The following is a 23,130-nucleotide window of genomic DNA, read 5'->3' as shown; positions in this document are numbered from 1 at the left end:
AGACCTGGCAAAATTTCAGCCAGAAAACAGCCTTATTTTGCCAGGTCGTTTACGTCAAATTTACAAAAAAAAGAGCAGAAAACCGCTATCGAATCAGCAATACAGAACCCCGTTTTACAACGCGTTCGCGCTCAGGAAACGACTCACTTTTAAAGGTGATTATATAGGGATAAAGCATTGATGGATAGGTAGATCCGCGATAGGTGCCATCCCATTTTTGCTCTGGATTATTACTAGAGAAAATTACCTCCCCCCAGCGGTTATAAATCCTGAAGTCATAGTCGGTAATATAAGCCGTAAAAATCTGTAACACATCGTTTACACCGTCGTTGTTTGGCGTAAACGCATCGGGTACATTAACGCGCGGTTCGCACTGATTGATCACGCGGGCTAAGCCGGTTGCCGTGCAACCCTGCGGATCGGTCACCTGAACGGAGTAATTGCCCGCTCGATCTACGGTTATCGTTTTGGTGGTGTCATTTCGTGTCAGCCATAAATAGCGCAAGCCAGGCGCACCATTGGCTGAGAGCTGTGCTTTACCCAGATCGCCTTCGCAAATGGAAGCCAATTGTGTGAGCGAAAACGCTGGCGGTGGTCGATCCCCGACACGAATACTACTGCGTCCAACGCAACCTGTCTGTGTATTCCTAACGATAAGGCTATACGCGCCCGCCTGCACCACCGTGATTGATGGTGTAGAGGCCCCAGTACTCCACTGATAGACATTACCCGGCTGATCGCCTGACAGAGGTACCAATACAACCCCAAGCCCGTTACACTTAAGCGTATCAGGTCCCAGTCGGGCAAATCCAGTACTATCAAGGCCTACCTTAATACTATCCAGCAACGCTTTACACCCTTTTGTATCAATCACTTGAACTGTATAAAGCCCAGGGGAGGCCTTATCCAGATTAGTCGTCGTTGTGATCAGGTTATTATTCTGGTCCAGCCAGGTATAACTGGCCGCTGTCCCTCCTGAAACAGTCAGACTAATAGTGCCACTATTGGGAACACTACACAAGGCATCCTTAACCAGTGGCGTAAGCACTAGTTGATTGGCTGGCGATTTCAGGGTAAAGGCCGTATCAGCCTTACAGGCATGAACACTATCAGTAACGCTAATTTTGTACCCACCTTCGGCCAGACTTGTTTGCTGACTACCCACTCCGGTTAAAATAGCACCATCTGAACGAGTCCATACGTACTCATAGGTACCAGCCGGAGTAGGCGTTAATTGGATAGAACCATCTGCCGATGTACAGGTTGTTGGACCGGTCAGATTCGCAGCCAAACGCAACTTAGGCAGTTCACTAACCCGGATCGTATCCGAGTTTTCGCAGGTAGTGCCGTTTACGGTTGACTGCGCCGTAACCGTATAAGTACCGCCTTTGGAAACGGTAATTGTTCGTGTATCCCCACCGTTACTCCATTGAAACTGTGTCCAGGTTTGTTGGGGAACGGTTAAATTGACTGATGATCGATAACAGAAAACGGTATCGGGTCCAAGATCGAGCGATGGCGTCGGCTTTATCTGCACCTCAATGGTATCACTCTTAAAACATTCACCGTTAGCAGCCAGACCTACTACGATGTAATAACCGGGCCTGGTGAGTGTGATTGTCTTTTGCCTACTCGCTACCGCTCCATTCACAAGCCAGACATATACTTTTGCCTGCACTTTTATATCCAGTGTAATGCCTTTTTTATTGCAGATAGCGGTATCCGCTCCCAAATGTATATCGGGTGGTGTTTCTAAAATGGTCAGTGTATCTTTAATCAGGGTGTCTTTACAGATCCCTCCTGTGCTTGTTTTCGTGATAATTCGAAGGCTGACGAAGTATTGTCCAGGCTTCGTGTAATTGTGTGTAACGGGCTGCGCCGACGTGGTTGAATACGGGCGGCTTCCATCTCCATAATCTAAGGTATAAGCCTCCTTCAATTTCGGGCAGTTTGGTCCTATCTGAAATACTGTTGGTGCGCTAACACATGTATCCGCATACGTTAGCCCCGGTCCACTGGAATTATCGTTAAAGTTGGCCACTAAGTTAGGCAACCCTAATTGGCTGGTTTTTCCGCCGAGCGATTGTCCCGCTGGATTAAATTGTAAACTATCAAGCAGCCCCCCATTTGGATTTTCGATGGTACCCAATGAAGTACTTCCCTTTATCGCTACGTAAATTCGACCGTCGGGACCAATCTGTATGGACCCGTACTGCCTCGTTGTACTACTATCAACAACCGTTTTTGAACTGGTTAATAGCGAATCCTTCTGACTCAGGTCATACTTTAAAATATAAGAAGCTCCTTTCAAACTACCGTCACTATTTGTATCGGCGAGCATTGTAACATACAGACTCTTGCCATCGGGCGAAAACTCTACCCCATATGCTTTGGGCGGTGCCGGGCCTAAATCAAGCGTTCGATTGAACGTCATTGCACCCGTCGAATCATTGAACGTATAGAGATCAATGGAGTTTTTGGGTGGCCCAGGAATAACAACAGCCAATGGGCGATTGCCTTCATTCCCACTTGTTGTATCGGCTGGTCCAATTTTCATATATCCTTCGGCATTAGCCAGCGAGTCAATGACCTGTCCACCTTTGTATGTAGTGACAATAGGCGATGTGGCCCGGGTTAAATGCTGAATTTGAAATTCATTTGTTCCGTATTTCCGTGTAATAACCCAAAAGGTTGAATCGCGTGTATTTTCTACGGAAGCCGACTGCTCGGTACTCTGATTAGAGATCGGAACGTTCTTTTCAACAATGGCACCCTTCCCACCATTCTGGCGCATATCAACAACACTATACGTTAGTGTTTTCTTACCCCGAATTTCGGAAGTGGTATACACATAATACAAGTACTCGCAGCCCCGGCAGGTTGGTTTTGGGACAATCAAAGCCGACTGTGTAGAGTGCGTACTACCATCCAGCGGAATCTGGACGGTAGTTGTATCTCCCGGCACGAGTGATTTCAGTGGCTTACCATCTTTGCCGTAAATAATGATACCATCCGTATAAAACAGTAAAACGCCCTTGGTATTGGCAATGGACGAAGAACCTTCAATAGTACTTAAACTTCCATCTGTGATGGGTTTAGGTGTACCGCCACCACTAAAATCCAAACCGGAGTTCTGGCCAAAATACCACTTCACCCCCTGCGACTCTTTCTTTTCGCCACAAACATCGACGTTAATCCGATTCTGATATGAACAGCCATTAGGACTAATAGCTTCCACCGAATAACAGCCAGAACTATCGACCTGTATACTTTGCGTCGTATCTCCTTTGGGGTACCATATATACCGATAACCCGATTGAGTAGTGCCAGCGTAGGGATCAAGTGTTATTTTCTCGCCTTTACAAATGGTGGTATCCGTCCGCCAGTTGGTAAAAGACGGAGGAGGAGTACTGATATTAATACTTCGCGTTGCTGTCTGTACCGTTCCACTGACGGTACGGGTCAAGGTGATGGTGTAGTTACCAGGCATCAGATAAACATGCCGGGCCGCGGAATCCTTTTGCGTCGTAATTGTGCCACCGTCACCAAAACTCCAGACCCGGGTTGTTACGCCCGTTGTTACGCTATCTGTAAACGTTAGGGAATCCGCTTTGCATTCCTGATCGGGAATGCAGGCCTTTCCACTAATTTTAATTTCCTGTGCCCAGGACGTAGTCAGTCCTGCCATTAGAAACAGCACAGCCCAAACTCCAACTACACGGATATAACTGCTAAACCTTAACATGAAGAAACGCTGAATAAAGCCACCCTCTCAAATTCACTCCCTCGGCATAACAACAACAGGGGCATTACGTTAGTATAAACGACGGTGTTTCGTTAAAATTTTATTCCCTGAGCACCGTAAAAGCCCTTAAAATTCGCCTAATTTTATAGATTGTTGTGTTGTTAAATACTTCGTTCGTACTGATAACGTTGCAACAATAAAGTTGGCCCAGTCTTTGCCCTGATTTTGTTATCATGCTTAAGAAATATTTACTGACGATGTTGACACTGACCCTGAGCCGGATGGCCTTTGCCCAGGACCCTCAGTTCACTCAGTTTTATGCTGCCCCTCTTTATCTGAACCCAGCCTTTGCTGGTTCGGCACTGGCTCCGCGTATCACGGCAAATTACCGAAATCAATGGCCTGCCATTACCAACTATGTGACAACGATGGTTGCGGTAGATCATTTTATCGAAAAATATAATAGCGGTGTTGGTCTGATGATTCAGAGTGACAACCAGGGACAGGGAAGGATTCAGTCAACGGATATAGGGTTGCAATATGCATACCAATTCCAGGTAAGTGAGTCATCATTTGTACGTTTAGGCTTGCAGGGTTCTTACGTGAACCGTAGTATTAACTATTTCGGCCTGACAACCGGCGATCAATTTACGGATCGGGGCTTTATAACAGGTAGCGTTTCCGGCGATCCAGCGTTGCAAGGAGGTTTACCCACGAATAAATATCTTGACTTTTCGACGGGTGGCCTTTTTTACTCCGATTGGTTCTGGATTGGTGCATCAGCACACCATATCAATCGCCCATCTCAGGGGTTCTTCAACAGCGAGAACGAGCGATTGCCGATGAAAACCAGCATTCAGGCTGGTCTGCGCATTCCACTGGCTGGCTTTACAGGTTTAGCTGATGAACAGGATCGGGAAATTAGTATATCGCCCGTGATTATGTACAAGCATCAGGGCAAGTATGATCAATTGGATTTAGGCGCTTACCTGACCTACTCTCCGCTAACAATCGGAGCATACTACCGAGGTATTCCTTTTAAAAAATATGACCAGACGCTTAACAATCATGATGCGGTAGCTGCGTTGATTGGCTGGCGTATGGAAAAGTTCTCCATCGGCTACAGCTACGATGTCACAATTTCGACCCTCGGTAACAGCGGTGGCTCACATGAGTTGTCGCTCTCCTATATTTTCGACAAGCCAGAAGGCCGTCGGCCGGGTGTAAAACGCCGGGATAAGAAATTGCCTTGTCCGAAGTTTTGATTCTACTTTTCTAAATTAAAAGGGACTGATTTTAAAATCAGTCCCTTTTAATTTACCCCAGTTTCTTATACCTTATCCGAGTGGGCGTTGCCTCCGATCCTAAGCGTTTACGGCGGTTCTCTTCGTATTCCGAAAAATTACCCTCAAACCAATACACCTGCGAATCACCCTCGAAGGCTAGAATGTGGGTTGCAATACGATCTAAGAACCAGCGATCGTGGCTGATGACAACTGCACAACCCGCGAAGTTTTCCAGACCTTCTTCCAGCGCTCGCAATGTGTTGATATCAAGATCATTGGTAGGCTCATCCAGGAGCAACAGATTCGCGCCTTCCTTAAGGGTCATGGCTAGATGGACCCGGTTGCGCTCCCCACCTGATAGAGTTCCAATTTTCTTCTCCTGATCGGCTCCACCAAAGTTAAACCGACTTACATAGGCCCGCGCATTGGACTGCTTTCCGCCCATTATAATCCAATCGTTGCCCCCAGAAATCGTTTCATAGACCGTTTTATTGGGGTCAAGACCGTCGTGTTCCTGATCAACATAAGCCACTTTTACCGTTTCACCAACATCAAACGTACCTGAATTGGGTTTATCTCTCCCTGTAATTAGTTTAAAGAGCGTCGTTTTACCAGCTCCGTTGGGACCAATAATTCCTACAATACCACCCTGCGGTAACCGGAACTCTAAATGTTCGAACAGAAGTCGATCGCCAAAAGCTTTAGAGACATCCTCAGCTTCAATGACTTTAGCGCCTAAACGCGGCCCGGCAGGAATGAAAATTTCGAGTTTTTCATCGCGCTGTTTGGCGTCTTCATTCAAGAGTCGCTCATAGGCCCCTAAACGAGCTTTTGATTTGGCCTGACGAGCTTTAGGGGCCATTTTCACCCATTCCAACTCACGTTGCAACGTTTTCTGACGTTTCGATTCTGTTTTTTCCTCTTTGGCCAACCGATTTTGTTTCTGCTCTAACCAGGAAGAATAATTGCCTTTCCAGGGAATACCTTCGCCCCGATCAAGTTCAAGAATCCAGCCGGCTACATTATCCAGAAAATAGCGATCGTGGGTTACGGCGATAACCGTGCCCGTATACTGACGAAGGTGCTCTTCTAACCATAATACAGATTCTGCATCAAGGTGGTTAGTAGGCTCATCAAGCAATAATACATCAGGTTGCTGGAGTAGCAAACGACACAACGCTACCCGACGTTTTTCACCTCCGGATAGATTATCAATCAGCGCATCAGATGGAGGGCAGCGCAGGGCATCCATTGCTCGTTCCAGTTTCTGATCAAGCTCCCAGGCGTTGTAATGGTCAAGTTTCTCCTGAACCTCACCTTGCCGGTTAATAAGTTTATCGAAGTCGGCATCAGGATCGCCAAAGGCTTCATTGATTTCGTCAAATTCTTTCAAAAGGCTCACTACTTCCTGTACACCTTCTTCTACAACTTCTCGTACTGTTTTGCCAGCCTCAAATTTTGGTTCCTGTTCAAGCATCCCAACTGAGTAGCCGGGGGAGAAAACAACTTCTCCGGTATAATTTTTGTCTATTCCTGCAATGATGCGCAATAAGGTCGACTTACCGGAGCCATTCAGCCCCAGAACGCCGATTTTTGCACCATAAAAAAAGGAAAGGTAGATGTTCTTTAGGATTTGTCGGTTAGGCGGAATATTTTTACTCACGCCTGCCATAGAGAAAATTATGGTTTCCTGACTCATTAATTTCTGATAGATTTGTGTTGGCAATAATCCTCAAATTTAACCCACAGCGCAGCCTTAACCAAGCACAGTAATGGAAAACGCTTCACTGGTAGATGAATACGGTTACGTCAAAGACGGAAAGGTATTTTTGAAAGGCTACCTGAATTACGAAGACCGCCAGATCGGCGAAGTCAAACGCACCGAGCAGGAAGCGCTCGATTATTTTAAAAACCGCTTCATCATTGCTGAGAACAAAGTCAGTCAGTTAGAAAAAGACATCGACGAAGCTCAGAACAAAGGTTCGTACCTGACGAAACTGGTTCAACTCCGCAAGAAACTGCTCGGCTTCGATGCATTAGGGGATTTCCCCCCGCTGCTCGATCGGCTGGACGAACAAGAGAAGTTGCTGGCCGATTTGATTACGGTCAACCAACGGAAAAATCATGACATTAAGCGGGCCTTGATTGCCGAAGCTGAAGCCATTGTTGACAGTACTGACTGGCGAACAACGGCCGATGAGTTACAGGAAATCAAGACCAAGTGGATTAAAACCGGCCCTGTAGACAAGTCGGTTGAGGAAGAAGTGGAGGGTCGGTTCCAGGAGCTTCTGGATGGGTTCTTTCAGCGTCGACGTGAGTTCTTCAACGAACAGAACAAGGTTATTCAGGAACGCCTGGATAAATACGACGAGCTTATCCGGCTGGCTTTCCGGGCTAATCGCTTGGGCGATCTGGATGCTGCGTTCCAGGAAGTCCGGCGACTCAATAATGCCTGGAAGGCGGTTGGCGAGGTTCCGATCAAGAAAAGTGGTAAACTGTACAAGCAGTTTAAGAAAGCCACAACCATGTTCTACGCGAAGTACAACGACGCGAAAGGCATTGTTCTGGTTCCAAAGATTGACCCCCGCATAGAGGCTCAAATGAAAATGGCCGATGAAGCGGAAAAACTGTCCAAACAATCCGACATCTTCGCGGCTGCCGAACGAGCCAAAGTATTGCTGAATAGCTGGAAAGAAATCCGGGTGCCGTTTAAACTACAGGACAAAGTTGTTAATGAACGCTTCCGGGCTGCCTGCGACAAAATTTTTGAACTGAGTTATCTAGGCCGTGTGCTAACGCGGAAATACCCGGCCTTTGAACTCAAAAGCCAGTCAGAACAGATTCGGACGAAAATCCGGGAGATGGAATATCTTGTAAAACGCGAGAAAAACGATCTTCAGTTTGCGTTACAGGATGCCGACGGTCTCGACCCGAACAATGACGAAGACAAGCAGATTCTGAATAAAATCAATACTCAGAAGCGTAAAATCGCGATGAAAGAAACGATTCTGCGTGAGCTACAGAAACAACTGGAAACAGCAGGGTATTAAGATTCTTATACTACAGGTTTAATTTCGCGAAACGTGCCCTGACTACAAAACGGGGCACGTTTCGCGTTTTGGTATTGTTATTAGGACATGGAAACGAACCTGGTTAAATCTGATTTTATTGTCTCCGATACTGACTTTCGTGCGGCTATTGTTCCTGGCAAATTCGTGCGGCTTGAATACCTGACCGATCTTAGTGAGTTTATCAAAGCCGACGTGATGATCAAGCAACTTGTTGTGGAAAATGGGGCAGAGTGGCTTGAGTTAGCTACTGGCGAGACAATACCACTTGATCGAGTTGTGAGCGTTTCAAGCAAACTATCCCCGAAATATCCTGGTTATGGCAACTATTCATGTGATTGTTAAACCAGAATACTGTTACAAGAAAATCCCCGTAGAAATAGCCTGAGCTATTTCTACGGGGATTTTCTTGTAACAGTAACCTAGTGTCTTTTAATCAATCATCTCAAACCCACAATACGGCACTAGCACCTTTGGAATTCGAATACCTTCTAGGGTTTGATTATTCTCGAGAATTGACGCCAGAATACGTGGCAAGGCTAAGGCCGAGCCATTCAGCGTATGCATCAGTTGCATCTTAGCCTCAAGTTTCGAGCGAAGTTTGAGTCGATTAGCCTGGTACGTTTCGAAATTAGAAACTGAGCTAACCTCCAGCCAACGCTGTTGAGCCGCCGACCAGACCTCCATGTCATATGTAAGCGCCGATGTGAAGCCCATATCACCACCGCAAAGTCGCAGCACCCGATAAGGCAGTTCTAGTTTCTGCAATAATCCCTGCACATGCTGGCTCATTTCTTCCAGAGCTGCGTATGAATTTTCTGGTTTCTCAATCCGAACAATTTCGACCTTGTCAAACTGATGCAACCGGTTCAATCCACGAACGTGCGCTCCCCACGAACCCGCTTCACGACGGAAACAGGGCGTATAACCCACGTTTTTAACCGGCAACTGATTTTCGGGCAGAATCACATCCCGGTAAATATTGGTGATGGGTACTTCGGCCGTTGGGATCAGGTATAATTTATCCTCCGTGGCAAAATACATTTGCCCTTCCTTATCTGGCAACTGGCCGGTGCCGAAGCCCGAATCTTCATTAACTAGAATAGGCGGCTGTACTTCTACGTATCCGGCTTTTAGGGCTTCATCGAGGAAGAAGTTAATCATCGCCCGCTGAATCCGGGCACCCTTTCCTTTGTAAACCGGAAAACCAGCTCCTGCAATTTTGACTCCAAGTTCAAAGTCAATAATGTCATACTTCTTGATCAGCTCCCAATGCGGTTGTGCTTTTTCGTGAAGTGCTGGCTTTTCTCCATGCTCCAATACCACTTCATTATCATCGGCAGTACGCCCTGCGGGAACGCTACTATGAGGTATATTGGGAATCGTCACTAAAACCGCTTGCAGATCGGCTTCAATCTGGCGAAGCGTATCGGCAAGATCTTTAGAGCGTGCTTTCAGATCCGCCGTTTCAGCCTTAGCAGCTTCGGCAGCAACTTTATCACCGGCTTTCATCAACGCGCCTATTTGGCCTGCTTTAGCATTGGATTGGGCTAATACATCGTCAAGTTCGCGTTGAGTATCCCGTCGTTGCTGATCGAGCGTGAGCACTTGTTCAACAACAGCCTCGGCATTGGCAAAATTTCGTTTGCGCAGTCCCGCCAGGGTGGTGTCTTTATTCTCGCGGATAAAATTGAGTTGAAGCATTCGTGTAATTAAGGTTCAGTACCCTTTGCAAAAGGCTGATAGTGAGTCAATAGTAGTTAGTAAGCTACGCTTTAGCAAACAGTCCATCATTCAGTGCATTCAAAGCTTCTGCTTTGTAACGACCATGAACGAGTAACGACAGGTTACTTTCCGTACCTCCGTAGGAAACCATCCGGATTGGAATGTTCTTCATGGCATTGAACACTCGAAGTGCAACACCTTCATTATCAGCACTAAAATTCCCTACAATGCAAATAATCGTCTGATCATAATCGGGTTCTTCCAGCGTGCAGAATGTATTAAGTTCATCCGTAATTTCCTGAATACGCTCTGTGTTATCGATTGTGACCGACACCGACACTTCGGATGTAGTTATCATGTCGACCGGCGTTTTGTATTTCTCGAATATCTCGAAAATCCGGCGTAGAAAACCATAGGCATTTAGCATACGGGTTGAGTGTATATACAAAGCGGTAATGCCATCCTTAGCCGCAATCGCTTTAAACACCTGATCACTGGTTTTGTCGGCAATGAGCGTACCAGGGGCGCTGGGGTCCATTGTGTTTTTTAAGCGAACCGGTACACCGAACATACGCGCAGGCGTAATGGTGGACGGATGCAGAATTTTCGCCCCGAAGTAGGCCAGTTCAGCCGCTTCATCGAACGTTAGTTCGCGAACCGGGAATGTATTTTTCACGATACGCGGGTCATTATTATGCATCCCGTCGATATCGGTCCAAATCTGGATTTCTTCCGCGCGTATGGCACCACCAATCAGCGAAGCGGTGTAATCCGAGCCTCCTCGTTTGAGATTATCGACTTCTCCACGCGGGTTTCGGCAGATAAAGCCTTGTGTAACAATAATTTGTTTATCGGCATGCTGAGGCAATATCTCGGCTAACTTTTGCTCGGTATAATGGATTTCCGGCTCGTTATCGGCATCAATCCGCATGAATTCCAGCGCAGGTAGTAAAGTGGATGTTACACCTTCCTCATCCAGATAGGCCTGAAAAATTTGTGTGCTGAGTAATTCGCCTTCAGCCACTAACTCTTTCTCCTGCTTCAGCGTGAATGGCTTGATACCCGTTAGAGACCGGATAAAGGAAAATTCGTTATCTATAATTTTTTGTCCGGCCGCTTTGCCATCGGTCGTTCTGTACAACTCGTCGATAAAGCTGTCGTAATGCGCTTTAAGCGTATCAATTTTAGCATTAGCTTCGGCATCATTGTTCGCTTTAAGCGATTCGCCAATGGCCAGCAGGTTATTCGTTGAGCCAGACAAAGCTGACAAGACAACAATCTTGCGCGTGTTATCTTCGGTAATCAAGTTGCGAATCGACCGCATACGCTCGGGCTTCCCGACAGACGTACCGCCAAATTTCCAGACGTACATTTTTTTAAGAGAAAGAGTGAATGAGCGACAGAGCGAATTGGAAAGGACAGTACTAGTGGCTCTTTCACTCATTCACTCCGCTTCGGCGGTCCGATTTCGCTCTTTAAAATTTACTATAAACTTGTTGTTGTAATCCGAGCATTTTGATTGCTGTAATAGCGGCTTCGTCACCTTTGTTACCATGCTTCCCACCCGCTCGATCAAGAGCCTGCTGCTGGTCGTTAGGCGTTAGGACACCAAATATGACGGGCTTATCGGTTTTCAGACTAACGTTTGTTAAGCCCTGTGCTACAGCGTGGTTGATGTAGTCATTGTGTTTGGTTTCTCCCTGAATGACACAACCGAGTGCAATCACGGCATCAATGTCATCGCGCTGAGCAAACCACTGGGCTCCCAGACTTAGCTCATAGCTCCCCGGCACATTACCCCGAATGATATTTTCGGATTTTGCGCCATGCTGAAGCAAGACCTGGTAAGCACCTTCGAAAAGCGCTTCTGTAACTTCCGTATTCCACTCTGAAACCAGAATAGCGAACCGTCGACGGCTGATATCGGGTAGCGCGTCGGTTGAAAAGACGCTTAGGTTTTTTAAGTCTGATGCCATGTGTTTTTTGTCATGCTGACGAAGGAAGCATCTTCGTCGAATGAGTTTTTAGCTACCACTATATTTAAACGCTCTTACCGAAGATGCTTCCTTCGTCAGTATGACAAAAACAAAAAGGACAAAACCTGAGTCGGTTTTGTCCTTTGCTGTATTGATTAGTCAAGTACGCTTACGACTCACCGACGGTTGCTTCAAGTACGGATTTGTACTTCTTAGCACTACCAGCTTCTGCGGACTCGCCGTACTTTTCAATAATTTCGCTATACGTTTCTATCGCTTTATCATTTTGCTTGGCTTGCTCGTAAGCAATAGCCAGCTTCATGAGATAGCCAGGCGTAAAGAATTTGTTCGCCTTATAGTCAGCAGCCTTTCTATAGTAGTCAGCAGCTTCGTCAAAGCTTTTCTTCTCCATGTAAGCATCACCCGTAAGCGCATAAGCACGCGCCTGTACCAGCAGATCCGACGAACTAAAGCTTTTCAGGTGCTCAATAGCGTCATCGTATTTCCCTTCTTTCAGCAATGCAACACCCGAATAGAATTCGGCCAGATTACCGCCTTTGGTAGAGCCATAATTGTCAGCGACCGCTAACAAACCTGGGGTTTTACCATCGCCATTCAGGGCTTTTTTCAGCGAATCGGCTTCGAGTTGATAAACCGAAGGGAACATTTCGATTTGTGCCGTTTCGTCCTGGCTACTGATATAATAACGATAGCCAAAGTACCCAGCAACCAGCAATACAATGCCGCCGAGAATACCTAATACAATATTCTTGTTCTGCTGGAAGTAATCGCCAACATCCTCTAACTTTCCTTCTAATGCGTCTGGGTCTTCCAGAAACTCCAGTCCGCTATTCTTTTTGCTCATGCTTTTGCAATTTGGATCGCAAAATTAGGAATATTTACCATTGCGGAAAAGCGTAAGCCTCAAAAGTTTATGAATCCTGTGCTACTTATTGAGATATATCTCGCACGGCCATGATCTCTGATGCCCGAACTTCCCGAATTTGATGGGCCAGTAACGTCTCAATAGCGACTGCTTCGCCGGTTAACGTTACAAATTCAACCTCAAATGCTTTTCCTCCATTATACACTGTTAAAATCGTGCCAACATCGCCAGCTTTCAGATTTCCGTCTGCCAAATCTTCCTGCAATACAACTAAATCGAATTCGCTCATATCTACATAAGTACCCTCTTTTAAGTAGAGAAACGCTATATCCTACCCCTTATTTCGTAAAATTAACTTAACTTTGCTGCGCTAATCTTATTAAGGGGTGCCCCAATACAACGGGCTGAGATTATACCCATTGAACCTGCGCGGGTAATGCTGCGAAGGGAAATGAATTCACAGAACTAATCTGTGAGTGTTTACAAACAATCATCTCTAACCAAAGGTAGGTTTGGCCCCTTGCCTATCGTCACGCTTTTTCGTCATGAAAAAACCGACGACCTACTTTATGCTGATGGCCCTATTGTGGCTATCGCCACTGTCCACCTGGGCTCAATTATCTATTACCGGCACGGTTTCAGATGCCGATGGGGGTACGCTGCCAGGCGCAGCCATTACACTTGAAGGCACCTACAAGGGAACGTTCACAAACGCAACAGGCGCATTTCAGCTCACAAACCTTAAGTCAGGTACTTTATCTCTGCGCATATCGCTGCTGGGTTACGAGCCCCAGATCCAGCCAGTCAACCTGACTGAAAACACGACGCTTGCAATCAAATTGACCAAAACAGCAGTTGCGGTCGATGAAGTCGTGGTCAGTGCGACGCGCGCTAATCAGAAATCAGCTATTGCTTATACAGATGTAACACGCCGGGATTTAGACAAGCTGAATCTGGGTCAGGATGTGCCGCAACTGCTGAATTTTACCCCTTCCATAGTAACAACCTCCGATGCAGGGGCGGGCGTGGGTTATACCGGCATTCGTATCCGCGGGTCTGATGCCACACGGGTAAACGTAACGTTGAATGGGATTCCTTATAATGACGCCGAATCGCAGGGAACGTATTTTGTAGATATGCCCGACTTTGCTTCATCAGTGAGCAGTATTCAGATTCAACGAGGTATTGGTACCTCAACCAATGGTGCCGGGGCTTTTGGGGCATCGGTTAATATCCAGACGAACAAGCTGGAAACGAAACCCTATGCCGAAGTTAATCTTTCGGGTGGTTCGTTCGGGACACGGAAAGCGAATGTTCTGGCAGGTACTGGCCTGATTAATAATCATTTTGTCTTGGATGCCCGCTTGTCAACCATCCATTCCGACGGATTTATTGACCGGGCCTTTTCAAACCTGAAATCGTTTTATCTGTCGGGGGGTTATTATACGGATAAGAGTTTTATACGCCTGAATGTCTTTTCAGGTCAGGAACAAACATACCAGGCCTGGAATGGTGTTCCAGAAGATATTCTGAAGACGAATCGGACATATAACTCATTCACGTATGACAATCAGACGGACAATTATCAACAGGATAATTATCAGCTAATTAGCTCATTTGGGTTAAGTAAAAACTGGCGTCTAAATGCGTCTTTATTCTACACAAAAGGGAAAGGATATTATGAAGAACTTAAGCCCAACGACCCTTTTAGCAAGTACAATCTGCCTAACGTAGTCATTGGTGATTCGATTATCAAAAGCACCGACATCATCCGTCGGAAATGGTTGGACAACGATTTCTTCGGCAGCGTTTTCTCCCTCGACTACAACAGCTTTGGCAAACTCACGGCCAACATTGGCGGTGGCTGGAATCAATATCAGGGTGCCCACTTCGGCGAGATTATCTGGGCGCGCGTAGCCGGGAACACCAACATCCGGGACCATTATTACGACGACAATGCCACAAAAACAGACTTTAATCTGTATGCAAAGGCATTTTATCAATTCAGCAATAAACTCACTGGATTTCTCGACTTGCAGGTACGAACGGTTGGTTACTCGTTTTTGGGCTTTAACAGTAAGCTCCAGAATGTGCAACAGAATGCCAACCTGACGTTTTTCAATCCCAAAGCGGGGCTAACCTATACAATCAATGACCATAGCACAGCTTATGCATCGGTAGGCGTTGGCCACCGTGAACCCAACCGCGACGATTACACTCAATCAACGCCTGAGAGTCGGCCAAAAGCTGAGCAGTTGATTGATTATGAGGCTGGCTATAAAATCCAATCAGAAAAACTGGCGTTTACGGTCAATGGCTACTACATGAGTTACCAGAATCAGTTGGTCTTATCGGGGCAAATAAATGATGTGGGCGCTTATAACCGGGTGAATATCCCCACCAGTTACCGCGCCGGGCTTGAATTGGAAGTGGGTGCCCGACTGGCGAAACAACTTCGCTGGAATGTGAACGCTACGTTTAGCCGTAATAAGGTCAAGAATTTCACTGAATACCTGGATAATTTCGATACCGGAAATCAGGACAGCCGTCAATATGGCCAAACGGATATTTCGTTTTCTCCCAATGTAATTTCAGGCTCTCAATTATTATTCACACCCGCAAAAGGACTGGAACTGGGGCTGCTTTCGAAATATGTAAGCAAGCAGTATCTGGATAATACATCCAACGATAGCCGGAAACTGAATTCCTATTTCACAAATGATATCCGACTCATTTACAGTATCAAGCCAAAATTCGCGCAGGAAATCGCCTTTACGCTGCTCTTCAACAACGTACTGAATGAGCTATATGAATCAAATGGCTACACCTACGCTTACATCTCGGAAGGGAAAGTGGCCGCGGATAATGCATATTACCCACAGGCCGGACGGAATTTTCTGGCGGGGGTGAGGGTTCGTTTCTAAACCGGGATTTAGCTGATTCGGGGATTTACTGGATTTTGTTTTATGATTCGCTTCAAAGAAGCGCAGAGCAAAATCCAGTAAATCCACAAATCAGCTAAATCCCGGTTTAGATTGCCTGCTCCAGATCCTGAATCAGATCCTCAACATCTTCAATACCAACGCTGAGCCGGATAAGAGTGTCTTTCAGACCATTCTTGATGCGTTCTTCTTTCGGAATACTGGCGTGGGTCATACTGGCCGGGTGCGTACAAAGCGACTCCACACCACCCAGGGATTCGCCCAGGGAGAATACATGGAAGCTTTCCATCACACGCACAGCTTCGGGCATCGAATCGCCCTTGAGCTCAAAGGATAGCATACCACCGAAACCCCGCATTTGTTTCTTTGCTAGTTCATGGCCAATGTGCGATTCCAGTCCGGGATAATAAACCTGGCTTATCTTTGGGTGCTGCTGTAGATACTGCGCCACTTTCATAGCGTTTTCGCAATGCCGCTGCATCCGAATATGTAGCGTTTTGATGCCCCGAAGGACCAGAAAACAATCTTGCGGACCTGGCACGGCCCCGCAGGCATTCTGGATAAAGGCTAGCTTCTGGGCCGTTTCGTCGTCATTCAGGACAATAGCTCCCATAACCGTATCCGAGTGTCCCCCCAGGTATTTCGTAACGGAATGCATGACAATATCAGCACCCAAATCGAGTGGGTTTTGCAGATAGGGCGAGGCAAACGTATTATCGACTACCAGTTTGATGTTGTGTGGCTTAGTAATAGCTGCAATAGCCGCAATATCCACTAGCCGCAGCAGGGGGTTTGTTGGCGTTTCAATCCAGACCATCTTTGTAGCGGGGGTAATAAGCCCATCCAGATTAGTCGGGTTCGACAAATCGACGAACTTGAATTTTAGCCCAAACTCCTGAAACACGCGTACCATAATCCGGTAGGTGCCACCGTATAAATCATTGCTGGCAATAATTTCATCACCGGGCTTGAACAGCTTTAAAATGGCATCCGTAGCGCCAAGTCCAGATGAATAACAAATACCGTGCTTACCGTTTTCGAGTGCTGCGAGGTTATTTTGCAGCACCGTTCGGGTAGGGTTCTGGGTCCGGGCGTATTCATACCCTTTATGCTTTCCCGGCGACTCCTGTACGTAGGTCGACGTCTGGTAAATAGGTGTCATAATGGCACCCGTTGTGGGGTCCGGCTCAATACCGGCATGGATGGCTTTGGTTCCGAATTTCATAGTCAAATGTAACGAAGAATATACTATAGAGCCGAGCTTGTAAACTGGGTTTAAACCACAACCACCATTTACCCGTTTGATAGAGTGTGAAATTAGCTATTCCTAAATCAGTTACTGGTCCGGCCCTTGCTGGTCTTGCATTATCGGTAACACCAATTGTATTTACATCGTTATTGACCTACTATGCAGTAGTTCATGAGGCTGCTATTGCCGAGCTTTCGGCCTGGCAATGGGCAGGAATCACCGTTGCCTGTGCTATCACCTCGGCAGGGCTGACCCCGCCAACAATGCTTGCGCTGATCTTTGGCTATTTTCTGGGCTGGCAGGCAGTATTGCCCCTTTTTGTTATCAATTTTGGTGGTATTCTGTTCATCAACCTGCTTGTTCGCTGGCTGGACCATGACCGATTTCTGGCTTTTATTCAGCGAAACCCCAAGGCCCAATCCGTACTCGACCGTATTCTGAACAATGAATTAGAGGTCATTTTTTTTGCAAAGCTATCGCCTATCCTTCCATTTGGACTGACTAATTTATTGTTTGCCCTTTCGGGCGCTAAACTCCGAAATATTTTGCTGGGTGGCTTTCTGGGTATGACTCCCCGAACATTGCTAGCCATATGGTCGGGTCATGAAGCACGGGAAATTAAAGCATTACTGGAAAATCCCAACCAAAGCTCCTGGACACAAATAGTGGTAGTTGGATTGATTATCGTTTCCATTGCCGGACTTTGGCAGGTTATTCAGCGTTCGTTAAAGTAAAACCAATCGGAACGGTCGGCTGAAAATCAAGTTATGCGAATTTTTCGCTCATTAACTCAATCAACCGATTGTGGCCCGTTTTCAACACAGTGACTTCGTAATGCCGAAGTCGTTTCGTTAACGGAAGAATATAGCTACCCGGAACAATCCGGTCAAACGCGCCGATAAAAAATTGCACTTGCACGGGATTGGCATTCAGCAACCTACTTATGTTCGTCAGATCGGGTGTAATCAGCCGGAACTGTGTCCAGCTCCGATACACCAATTGGCGTTGTTCGGGCGTGCCAAGTGAAATCTCAGCGAAGCGCATGACCGTTCGGTTCAATAAGCCAAGCCTTGTGAGCATATGCCCGAACGCATTTAACACTGACAAATGCCGGAGCACATACCGAAATAAGCCACGCCCTACAGCCGAAACGGTGGCCAGGCGATACCAGGAGCTACGTGTAATGCCATCGGGTGCCAGTAAGATCAATTGATCCAGTCGATCTGCAAAAGCCTCCGCAAGTGCCAGCGAAAACCGTCCGCCCAGACTAAACCCCATCAACGAAAAGCGGTCGATGTGTCGGTCTTTTAAAAATGCGGCTATAAACCGCTGCCAGTCATGCTTCTTTAGTAGCTGATTCCCTGTATATTGACTATGGCCGTGAAAAAACAAATCAATCGCGAAAATGGTAAATTGGGCACCGAGTGATGCTTCCAGTGTCCGGAAGATTTCGCCACTCTGCCCGAAACCATGAAAGGCTAATAGAATAGACGGCCCATTCCCGATTTTTTGGTAAGCAATACCATTACCTTCAACCTGAAACGTATATCTATTGGCCCTGGTCATATCAACAAAATTGCAAAAACCCCAACACCTATGCTAACCTTTGCCAATCTGGCTGAATTTTCAGCCCATGCCGGCCAATCGCTCGGCGAATCCGACTATATGACCATTACACAGGAAATGATCAATCTATTTGCACAAGCTACCGGCGATCATCAGTGGATTCATACCGACCCTGAGCAAGCGGCCCAACTTTCTCCTTATAAAACACCTATTGCGCATGGTTTCCTGACACTCTCGCTAGCTCCCAAACTTATGGCCGAGCTTTACCGGATCAACTCCGTGAAAATGGGAATTAATTATGGGTCCAATAAAGTTCGCTTTACGAATGCAGTACCCGTTGGCAGTCGTCTGCGCCTATCAGCCCAATTGCAAAGCGTTGACGCACAAACCAACGGTGTCCGTGTCATTACCGAATGTACGTTTGAACTAGAAGGCAATCCAAAACCAGCCTGTGTAGCAGAATTGATTACGTTGTTATTCGAATAAACAGTATGCAAGCATACTATTTATTCGAACTAATTCTTATCTTTCGTACTTCACAACAAATAGTAATCATCAACCAAACTTAACCCAATTCAGATGGCAACGGCATCGCTGGAGTTACAGGGATTGAATTTTAATTTATCAGAAGAGCATATGGCTGTGCAGGAAGCAGCCCGCGATTTTGCTCAGAATGAACTATTACCCGGTATTGTTGAGCGGGATAACGAAGCCCGTTTTCCAGCTTCACAAGTCAAGCGGATGGGTGAACTTGGCTTTTTGGGCATGATGGTATCGCCCGAGTATGGCGGTGGTGGCATGGATACGGTCTCCTACGTATTGGCGATGGAAGAAATTTCTAAAATCGATGCGTCAGCCTCCGTAATCATGTCGGTTAATAATTCGCTGGTTTGTTACGGGCTCGAAGCATTTGGTACCGAATCGCAAAAGCAGAAATACCTAACCCGCCTAGCCACGGGCGAAACGATTGGTGCTTTTTGTCTGTCAGAACCCGAAGCAGGCTCCGATGCGACTTCACAAAGCACAACAGCCGAAGATAAAGGCGATTATTATTTAGTGAACGGCACCAAAAACTGGATCACAAATGGCAATTCATCCGGTATTTGCCTCGTTATTGCCCAAACTGATCGGGAGAAGAAACATCGGGGTATCAATTGCCTGATCATTGAAAAAGGAACACCCGGTTTTGTGGTCGGCAAAAAAGAAGATAAGATGGGTATCCGCTCATCAGACACCCATTCATTACTCTTTACCGACGTAAAAATACCTAAAGAAAACCGTATTGGTGACGATGGATTCGGATTCAAATTTGCCATGTCAACCCTGAATGGAGGTCGGATTGGTATTGCTGCGCAAGCACTGGGTATTGCCGCTGGTGCTTACGAATTAGCCCTAAAATACAGTCAGGAACGCAAATCGTTTGGAAAGCAAATCTTTGAACATCAGGCCATTCAGTTCAAGTTAGCCGAGATGGCCACCAAGATCGAAGCGGCTCGACTGTTGGTTTATAAAGCCGCCCGGCTCAAAGACGAGCACAAAGACTACGTGCAGGCTGCTGCAATGGCTAAGTTATTTGCCTCAGAAATAGCCATGTGGGCCACCACCGAAGCCGTACAAATTCATGGTGGGTATGGCTACGTCAAAGAATTTCATGTAGAGCGTCTAATGCGTGATGCAAAAATCACTCAGATTTACGAAGGTACGTCTGAAATCCAAAAATTAGTGATTGCCCGCGAACTCATTCGATAGGGTATTTCTCCTTAAAATAGAATTTTTCTCACTGCATAATGCGTGTTCAAAGCGAATACGCATTATTTTTTTTATTTTTTGGAAACTTTTATAGTTGTATTAGTTTTGTACAAATTATTAGTTTTGTGCAACTTTGTGCAAAACCTATATTTACGGATACACTCCTTTCAGCTATGGAAGACTATAATAAAATTATCGAATCGTTGGGCGTGAAGTTTATTAAGGCCCGCAACATTCGGATTCTGCAGCCAATCACCATCAAGAACTTCTATGATGTTGAGAACACGCTGCTGATTTTGTACAATGGCGACGTATCCATCGGCGACGAAAAAATAAAGGTAGAAGTAGGTGATATGCTGTTCATTCCGGGCGGCAAACACGTTACCGTCACCTACGGCGACCCTACAAATCCCAAAACCGTCTCGAATGAAGAATTCATGACGCACCGCGAATCGTACTGGGAAGGAAATCATGACCCTAAACTGATTGGGCATTTGCCTAACTCGTTCGGTTATGTGTCCTTCGAAGCCAAAGTATTCGATTCGGTTAACTTCTTCAACTCACTCGATGTACCACCGTTTATCATTAAACGGGAAGAGCATTTAGCCTTAACCATTGACCAGATTCTGGCCGAAGAAATGACCGATCTGGCGGGTAAAGGGCGGATCATCAAGATTAAAACCGAAGAAATTGTTATCGAGGTTGTTCGATATATTCTGAAAAATCACCTGTTTGTTGAACAACTGGTCACAAACAGCACGTATTTCAAAGACCCGCGCCTGATTGATATTTTCGCTTACATCAAAGAAAACCTTGGTGGAGATCTTTCTAACAAAGTGTTAGCGAACGTAGCGAACGTGTCGGAAGATTACGTTGGCCAGTATTTTAAGATGCTGACGGGTATTAATCCGCAGGATTACATTGAATACCAGCGAATGGAAGCCGCTGTGGGCCTATTACGCACAAGCAAAAAGAGCATTCGGGCCATTGGTGCGGAAGTTGGCTATAAAGACACAGCTTATTTCTGCCGACGCTTTAAAATGATGTTCGGAATCCCAGCAGGCAAAATGCGCCGTCGGGAATCCCTGATGAATGTATAGAAAGAGGGAGAAAAGGAGGAGAGGCAGGAAAGGGACAAAAGGAAAAACGATTGTATTCCTTTTTTCCCTTTCCTGCCTCTCCTCCTTTTCTCCCTCTATTGCATATTCACCTCAATCGGCAAGGTATAAAACACTGGTACGCGCTTACCACCCACTTCTCCAGGCTCCCAGCGAGGCATTTTTTCAACGGCAGTGATAATACTGGCCATAAAGTCTTCCATACCCTTGCGCGTCTTTTTGTCGAGCGGTTTCGTGACTACTCGAACATCGTGCACATAGCCAAGCTCATCCACGATAAATTTGGCAGCAATCTGGCCCGTATTATAATTTTTCCGTACGAGCATACCTGGAACCTTAATATTTTCTGCCAGATAGAGGCTTAGAGCAGCCTTACCACCAGGAAATTCAGGTTGACGCTCAGCAACCGTATATACTTTCCCGGTTTGGGTCTGGGCAACGGCATGGGAACAGATAAATGGGAGTGTACAAACCGAGCTGGTCAGACAAAGGATTACGAATACAAAACGTTTCATGAATTAGGCGCGTACAACTGATTGGTTAAACTCCCGCACTACGGTCGATAATTGTGGTAACAAATCCGGATCCTGTTCAATCCCATTTCCGATCACAATCATATCGGCTCCAGCCTTTAAAGCCTGATAGGCTTTTTCGCCTGAATTAATCCCCCCCCCAACAATGATGGGTAGTTCAATTACAGAACGAACAGCGGCAATCATTTCAGGAGATACTGGACGCCTTGCACCACTGCCTGCATCCAGATACATAAGTTGCAAGCCCAGCATCTCGCCCGCCATAGCCGTACAGGCAGCTACACCGGGCTTATCATGCGGTAACGGCATTGTACCGCTTATATAAGAAACAGTCGTTTGTGTGCCACTATCTACAACCATATAGCCTGTTGGAAGAATTTCCAGGCCACTTTTTTTCAGTAATGGAGCTGCAATAACGTGTTGCCCAATCAGAAACTCTGGGTTTCGGCCCGAAATAAGCGACAGAAAAAGAATTGCATCAGCCGACGGCTCAATATGAAGTGGGTTGCCCGGAAACAGGATAATAGGTGTATTTGTATGAGATCGAATAACGGCAATCAGTTCTTTATGCAGGTAATCGGTCACCAAACTCCCGCCAACCAAAAAAAAGTCGATAGGGTACTCAGCCGTTTGGGTAAGTAAATTAATTAATGAGTCCTGCTCAATTTTGTCAGGATCGAGCAGGACACCAATTGATTTCTGGCCGGATAGCCTATTAGTACGAAGTATAGTCAACAGGCTCGGTTGGGGCCTGTTCGTGATATTGAGTTGGTTCGGCAGTTGGATTGATGGCATTATTTGTACGGATGCGGGCTAAAAATCCAGTTAGCTGCTCACGAGCAATATTGGTTAATACAGAAGTAATAATTCCTCCAATTAATCCGCTCGCGGCTGCCGACTTTTTAATTTCAGTTGCCTGCTGCCTGACAGCTCTCGGATTTGACGGTTGAACGTTTGTTTCGTCATCCTCAATAGCCTCGTCGTCATAGTCCAGTTCGTCTGGTTCGCCGTACTTCTCGGCATACCGGTACTCATCGGACTTTGGCAGAATGGCATTAACTACCAAATATACGGCTAAAGCGGCACCTGCAACAAACGCAGTTGTTTTACCAATCTCAGTTGCGTCTTCTTTTATCGACTCAACTCCATCATTAATTGATGTTTTAAATCGCTCAGTAGCAGCCATCAACTGTGCCCGACGGGCTGTTGTGTCAGCAAATAGCACTTTAGGATCTTCCATTTTATTTATACTGAATGTGTGTAAAAATACACTGCGTCAAATTTCGT

At 46.2% G+C, this 23,130-nt stretch carries 20 protein-coding genes and 1 riboswitch; of the genes, 8 read left to right on the top strand and 12 right to left on the bottom strand.

Features of this window, described 5'->3' with window-relative positions; all coding sequences use genetic code 11:
- Nucleotides 1-85: 85 nt before the first annotated feature.
- Nucleotides 86-3,745 (bottom strand): gliding motility-associated C-terminal domain-containing protein, encoded by a 3,660-nt coding sequence (locus tag EXU85_RS00470; RefSeq protein ID WP_210422426.1) that lies wholly within the window; start codon nucleotides 3,743-3,745, stop codon nucleotides 86-88.
- A 233-nt stretch (nucleotides 3,746-3,978) separates the two neighbouring features.
- On the opposite strand from EXU85_RS00470, the gene EXU85_RS00465 reads away from it, so the two are divergent.
- On the top strand, nucleotides 3,979-5,010 hold the full coding sequence (locus tag EXU85_RS00465) for a type IX secretion system membrane protein PorP/SprF (protein ID WP_142770199.1): 1,032 nt from the start codon (nucleotides 3,979-3,981) through the stop codon (nucleotides 5,008-5,010).
- 52 nt (nucleotides 5,011-5,062) lie between these two features.
- Here EXU85_RS00465 and ettA read toward each other — a convergent pair whose 3' ends face one another.
- Nucleotides 5,063-6,730, bottom strand: a complete 1,668-nt coding sequence (ettA, locus tag EXU85_RS00460) for an energy-dependent translational throttle protein EttA (protein WP_142770198.1) — start codon at nucleotides 6,728-6,730, stop codon at nucleotides 5,063-5,065.
- Between the two features lie 73 nt (nucleotides 6,731-6,803).
- On the opposite strand from ettA, the gene EXU85_RS00455 reads away from it, so the two are divergent.
- Both EXU85_RS00455 and EXU85_RS00450 read left to right on the top strand, forming a co-directional pair.
- Nucleotides 6,804-8,081, top strand: coding sequence for a DUF349 domain-containing protein (locus tag EXU85_RS00455; protein WP_142770197.1), 1,278 nt, complete (start codon nucleotides 6,804-6,806; stop codon nucleotides 8,079-8,081).
- 87 nt (nucleotides 8,082-8,168) lie between these two features.
- On the top strand, nucleotides 8,169-8,444 hold the full coding sequence (locus tag EXU85_RS00450; protein WP_142770196.1) for a hypothetical protein: 276 nt from the start codon (nucleotides 8,169-8,171) through the stop codon (nucleotides 8,442-8,444).
- An 87-nt stretch (nucleotides 8,445-8,531) separates the two neighbouring features.
- On the opposite strand, the gene serS is transcribed toward EXU85_RS00450, so the two are convergent.
- The 5 genes from serS to EXU85_RS00425 all read right to left on the bottom strand — a co-directional run bounded on the left by serS (nucleotide 8,532) and on the right by EXU85_RS00425 (nucleotide 12,975).
- The gene (gene serS / locus EXU85_RS00445) at nucleotides 8,532-9,803 is read right to left on the bottom strand and encodes a serine--tRNA ligase (RefSeq protein ID WP_142770195.1); all 1,272 of its coding nucleotides are present in this window, start codon (nucleotides 9,801-9,803) and stop codon (nucleotides 8,532-8,534) included.
- Between the two features lie 64 nt (nucleotides 9,804-9,867).
- Nucleotides 9,868-11,196, bottom strand: coding sequence for an aspartate kinase (locus EXU85_RS00440; protein WP_142770194.1), 1,329 nt, complete (start codon nucleotides 11,194-11,196; stop codon nucleotides 9,868-9,870).
- Nucleotides 11,197-11,299: 103 nt separating this feature from the next.
- Nucleotides 11,300-11,800 (bottom strand): 6,7-dimethyl-8-ribityllumazine synthase, encoded by a 501-nt coding sequence (gene ribH / locus EXU85_RS00435; RefSeq protein WP_142770193.1) that lies wholly within the window; start codon nucleotides 11,798-11,800, stop codon nucleotides 11,300-11,302.
- 169 nt (nucleotides 11,801-11,969) lie between these two features.
- Complete coding sequence (locus EXU85_RS00430) at nucleotides 11,970-12,665, bottom strand: tetratricopeptide repeat protein (protein ID WP_142770192.1); 696 nt, start codon at nucleotides 12,663-12,665, stop codon at nucleotides 11,970-11,972.
- Nucleotides 12,666-12,750: 85 nt separating this feature from the next.
- Complete coding sequence (locus EXU85_RS00425) at nucleotides 12,751-12,975, bottom strand: DUF4926 domain-containing protein (RefSeq protein WP_142770191.1); 225 nt, start codon at nucleotides 12,973-12,975, stop codon at nucleotides 12,751-12,753.
- 83 nt (nucleotides 12,976-13,058) lie between these two features.
- Nucleotides 13,059-13,153, top strand: a riboswitch (TPP riboswitch).
- A gap of 78 nt (nucleotides 13,154-13,231) precedes the next feature.
- Between EXU85_RS00425 and EXU85_RS00420 the strand changes: the two genes are divergently transcribed.
- Nucleotides 13,232-15,610 (top strand): TonB-dependent receptor, encoded by a 2,379-nt coding sequence (locus tag EXU85_RS00420; RefSeq protein ID WP_142770190.1) that lies wholly within the window; start codon nucleotides 13,232-13,234, stop codon nucleotides 15,608-15,610.
- 106 nt (nucleotides 15,611-15,716) lie between these two features.
- Here EXU85_RS00420 and EXU85_RS00415 read toward each other — a convergent pair whose 3' ends face one another.
- On the bottom strand, nucleotides 15,717-16,853 hold the full coding sequence (locus tag EXU85_RS00415) for a cystathionine gamma-synthase (RefSeq protein ID WP_142770189.1): 1,137 nt from the start codon (nucleotides 16,851-16,853) through the stop codon (nucleotides 15,717-15,719).
- Between the two features lie 86 nt (nucleotides 16,854-16,939).
- Here EXU85_RS00415 and EXU85_RS00410 point away from each other — a divergent pair, with 86 nt between their 5' ends.
- Entirely contained in the window at nucleotides 16,940-17,611 is a 672-nt protein-coding gene (locus EXU85_RS00410; protein ID WP_142770188.1) for a TVP38/TMEM64 family protein, read from the top strand.
- A 31-nt stretch (nucleotides 17,612-17,642) separates the two neighbouring features.
- On the opposite strand, the gene EXU85_RS00405 is transcribed toward EXU85_RS00410, so the two are convergent.
- Entirely contained in the window at nucleotides 17,643-18,443 is an 801-nt protein-coding gene (locus EXU85_RS00405) for an alpha/beta fold hydrolase (protein WP_142770187.1), read from the bottom strand.
- A gap of 30 nt (nucleotides 18,444-18,473) precedes the next feature.
- Between EXU85_RS00405 and EXU85_RS00400 the strand changes: the two genes are divergently transcribed.
- The 3 genes from EXU85_RS00400 to EXU85_RS00390 all read left to right on the top strand — a co-directional run bounded on the left by EXU85_RS00400 (nucleotide 18,474) and on the right by EXU85_RS00390 (nucleotide 21,292).
- The gene (locus EXU85_RS00400) at nucleotides 18,474-18,929 is read left to right on the top strand and encodes a MaoC family dehydratase (RefSeq protein WP_142770186.1); all 456 of its coding nucleotides are present in this window, start codon (nucleotides 18,474-18,476) and stop codon (nucleotides 18,927-18,929) included.
- A 93-nt stretch (nucleotides 18,930-19,022) separates the two neighbouring features.
- Entirely contained in the window at nucleotides 19,023-20,192 is a 1,170-nt protein-coding gene (locus EXU85_RS00395; RefSeq protein ID WP_142770185.1) for an acyl-CoA dehydrogenase, read from the top strand.
- A 173-nt stretch (nucleotides 20,193-20,365) separates the two neighbouring features.
- Nucleotides 20,366-21,292 (top strand): AraC family transcriptional regulator, encoded by a 927-nt coding sequence (locus EXU85_RS00390; protein WP_142770184.1) that lies wholly within the window; start codon nucleotides 20,366-20,368, stop codon nucleotides 21,290-21,292.
- Nucleotides 21,293-21,387: 95 nt separating this feature from the next.
- Here the strand turns inward: EXU85_RS00390 and EXU85_RS00385 are convergent, their stop codons facing one another.
- The 3 genes from EXU85_RS00385 to EXU85_RS00375 are packed head-to-tail and all read right to left on the bottom strand — an operon-like array spanning nucleotide 21,388 to nucleotide 23,083.
- Complete coding sequence (locus EXU85_RS00385; protein ID WP_142770183.1) at nucleotides 21,388-21,825, bottom strand: energy transducer TonB; 438 nt, start codon at nucleotides 21,823-21,825, stop codon at nucleotides 21,388-21,390.
- 3 nt (nucleotides 21,826-21,828) lie between these two features.
- The gene (locus EXU85_RS00380; protein ID WP_142776570.1) at nucleotides 21,829-22,578 is read right to left on the bottom strand and encodes a geranylgeranylglyceryl/heptaprenylglyceryl phosphate synthase; all 750 of its coding nucleotides are present in this window, start codon (nucleotides 22,576-22,578) and stop codon (nucleotides 21,829-21,831) included.
- Nucleotides 22,559-23,083, bottom strand: coding sequence for a hypothetical protein (locus EXU85_RS00375; protein ID WP_142770182.1), 525 nt, complete (start codon nucleotides 23,081-23,083; stop codon nucleotides 22,559-22,561). The genes EXU85_RS00380 and EXU85_RS00375 overlap by 20 nt, the downstream gene beginning before the upstream one ends.
- Nucleotides 23,084-23,130: the final 47 nt, after the last annotated feature.

Origin of the sequence: Spirosoma sp. KCTC 42546 (assembly GCF_006965485.1) — a bacterium.
Taxonomy (GTDB): Bacteria; Bacteroidota; Bacteroidia; order Cytophagales; family Spirosomataceae; genus Spirosoma.
This window is presented reverse-complemented; position numbering and strand designations above follow the sequence as displayed.